The 2,971-nt window shown below is 60.6% G+C and carries 3 protein-coding genes; 1 reads left to right on the top strand and 2 read right to left on the bottom strand.

Annotated features, from left to right (window positions below; all coding sequences use genetic code 11):
* Positions 1 to 89 precede the first annotated feature (89 nt).
* Entirely contained in the window at positions 90 to 191 is a 102-nt protein-coding gene (locus RUW20_RS21730) for a lipocalin family protein (protein ID WP_409559370.1), read from the top strand.
* Between the two features lie 81 nt (positions 192 to 272).
* On the opposite strand, the gene RUW20_RS14235 is transcribed toward RUW20_RS21730, so the two are convergent.
* Positions 273 to 1,805 carry a mechanosensitive ion channel family protein gene (locus RUW20_RS14235; RefSeq protein ID WP_313952891.1) on the bottom strand — a complete coding sequence of 511 codons (1,533 nt, stop codon included), beginning with the start codon at positions 1,803 to 1,805 and terminating at the stop codon, positions 273 to 275.
* A gap of 189 nt (positions 1,806 to 1,994) precedes the next feature.
* A complete protein-coding gene (locus tag RUW20_RS14230) occupies positions 1,995 to 2,780 on the bottom strand; it encodes a class I SAM-dependent methyltransferase (protein WP_313952897.1) in 786 nt (261 codons plus the stop codon).
* Between the last annotated feature and the right edge of the window lie 191 nt (positions 2,781 to 2,971).

The following is a 2,971-nucleotide window of genomic DNA, read 5'->3' as shown; positions in this document are numbered from 1 at the left end:
ACAACGGGGTCAGTGCTAACATTCCAACATTTCAAAAAAGTGACTGGAGTGATCAGAATGATTTGTAAAGTGAACTCACCCCTTTGACCGTGATCGTGGCCTTTTGGGAAGGCTTGGTCCATGTCGAGGGTAGCGTCAGTGGCCTCGCCTACCTGGAGATGACCGGCTACGCCGGCCACTGGAAACTATAGCGACGCGCTGACGCCGTTTGGGCCAGACGTCCAGCCAAGCGCGCGATGAAAAGCACCCGCCCGGCCAGCGTGTGCCGCCCCTCAGAAACCCAGAAAGCTTCGCATCAGCTTGAGCATGCCGGCTTTCGGCTGCGACGCGGGGCGATCAGCCTGGGCGTCAAGGAACTGATTGTGGAATTCGTCCATCTGCGCTTCACGGCGGGCGAGAATTTCGGCGATCGCCTCGGCGATTTCCGGTCGCGAGCGGATGACCTCTTCCAGCGTCGCCTGGTCCAGCCGATAGCAAACGACATCGGTCTTGGCGGTAATCGTGGCTCGGCGCGCCTCCCCGGTCAGTACGCCTTTCTCGCCGAAGGTGCCGCCGGCGTGGATGGTGCGAAAAAGTTGCCGCGGATGTTCGGGCAAATCCATCCACACCTCGGCTTCGCCCACCGCCAGCAGATAGAGCCACTGCGGCGCGTCGCCCTGCTGGAAAATGACATCGCCGCGGGCAAAGGGCGCATGGGCCAGACGTTCGCTGATTGTCCGCAACTCGTCATCCTGCAGGCCGGCAAACAGCTCGACTTTGCGCAAGTCGGCGATCCGGCGCTCGATTTCGCGGCGGTGCACCGATTCGCGATACCGGTCGTTCTCCTTGGTGACATGCAGCGCCTGTTCGGGGACCGCCAGCTGCATCCCCGCACGCTGCAGGGCGGCGAAAATGTGCACGCGCACCGCCGAATCGGTTGGATCGTCGGGCTGTGGATCAAGTGCCCAGTAGCGAAGCGCGTAGTGACCGTAGCCCGGCCCAAAGTCCATCAGCACGCAAGTCGCCAGCGGTTCCCGCAACACGTTCGGAATCTCGGCTCCGTTGATCGCCTTCTCGACTTTCTGGATCACGGCAGCCGGCGCTGACGCGTAGGTGACGTTGAACCACACCCAGCGCCGCCAAGGCCACATCGCCACGTCGGCGCGACCGAAGAGCGTGAACTTCCCCTTCATCAGCTGACTATTGGGGACGACGATCACTTCGCCATTGCGCGTCCGGATGGTGGTCTGCCGCCAGCGCGTCTGGAGTACCCGGCCGCTAATCTCGTCGAGCTTGATCCAGTCGCCGGCGCGTAGCGAGTTGTCGAGTTGCAGCGCAACACCGGAAAGAAGGTTGCCGAGCGTATCCTGCATGGCAAACGCAAGCACGGCGGTGAGCACCGCCGAGGTGGTCAGCAGGCTGGACGGATCGAGCCCGACCAGATGCAGCCGCGCCAATATAAAAGCGGCGTAGACGATCAGGATAATGATGTCCTCGGCGATGCGCGCCACAATGATCCCCAGGCGTTGCAGGATCACCCGGAAAATGAACAGGGCGACGAGGCGAAACATCGCCATCCCCGAGCCAATAACGAAGATCTCGTGCACCATCACCGCGACACGCGCGTAGTCGAGGGCCTGGAGCAGCGCGCCGAGAATCTGCCCGGCAAGGCAGACGACGAACAAGGCCACGGTATTCGCGACGCGCCGGCGTTCCTTGGGCAACAGCCGCAGCAACAGCAGCGCTAAGATGGAGACCACGAAGATGATGTACTTGGTCTCCGGAAGCCAGAAATGTGCCAGCATCTCGTTCATGATTCGCTGCATCGCTTGCCCCTCCTCAAGTCAGCAACAGGCACCGAGACGCGCCACCAAAGACGTCTGCGCTCAGACCAGCCCGTCGAACAACTGCACCTTGACCCCTTTGACTTGTTGATCGACCGCTCCTAGCCGGTTTCTGCCTCATGACAAGACGTACTTTCTCATATGAAATGTGGTCAAGTGGAGCACTAATCCTCAAGCTTTCGCTTTAAACGATTTTTTCGGGTAAATGTCGAATCGGCTGGATTTGCCTTCGAGCACATAGCCGGGCGGTTTGCCAGCAATGGCCGCCGCTTTGCGCGGTCGTTTGACGACCACCCGATGCGAGGCCAGTGCCAGTGCCACTTCAAGCAGCGCCGGCGCATCGCCGTCATCGCCAGCCAGCGGACGAAACAACCGCATCTCCTTCTTCACCAGCGAACTCTTGTCGCGAACCGGGAACATCGGATCGAGATAAATGACCTGAGGCGGTTCGCATTCCCACGTTCGCAATACATCGATGGCATTGCCGCCAATCAACCGCATTCGAGCGACTATGGGTCCCACCTCTCGATCGGCCTGCGCCCGCTGCAGACCGTCCTCAAGCAACGCGGAAATCAATGGTTGTCGTTCGATCAGGGTCAGCGCACAACCCAGCCTGGCCAGTACAAACGCATCACGCCCCAACCCGGCCGTGGCATCCACCACCACCGGACGGACCCCCGACTGTATTCCTACCGCCTTGGCGATCATCTGTCCGTTACCGCCTCCGTAAAGGCGTCGATGTGCAACGGCTCCCGAAACGAAATCCACCCGTAGCGGTCCTGCCGCGTTTTGGCCGAGTTCGACCAGTTGCAAACCTTCCCGCCCCACCTGCAGGGCAAACTCTGCCTCAGCCTCCAACGGCAACCCGAGTCGTTCAGCCCATAACGCTGCCGCCGGATCGAAGGCGGGATCAAGCGACTCCATCCGGACAGTTGTTTTAGCGAGTAGTCCGTTCATCATCGACAGAGCCAATGCAAAGGGCGGCCCGGATTACTCAAGGAGTCGATTTCATCACCTCACCGTGCTGTGTTTCAAACCACTCCGTGAGGAAACTCGTCATCGCCTGTACTCTGGCCGACAGGTGTCGTCGGGTCGGATAGACGACATGAATCGGCAGGCGCCGGGTGGCCCAGTCGGGCAGCAGGCGG

It is taken from the genome of Accumulibacter sp. (genome assembly GCF_032229525.1).
Classification (GTDB): Bacteria; Pseudomonadota; Gammaproteobacteria; order Burkholderiales; family Rhodocyclaceae; genus Accumulibacter.
The sequence above is the reverse complement of the archived record's forward strand: the minus strand, read 5'-3'. Positions and strand labels throughout refer to the sequence as shown.

What these genes read in the sequence shown, in the direction of transcription:
- RUW20_RS14230 (WP_313952897.1), bottom strand. Translation starts at nt 2,780, where the DNA reads ATGAACGGACTACTCGCTAAAACAACTGTCCGGATGGAGTCGCTTGAT.
- RUW20_RS14235 (WP_313952891.1), bottom strand. Translation starts at nt 1,805, where the DNA reads ATGCAGCGAATCATGAACGAGATGCTGGCACATTTCTGGCTTCCGGAG.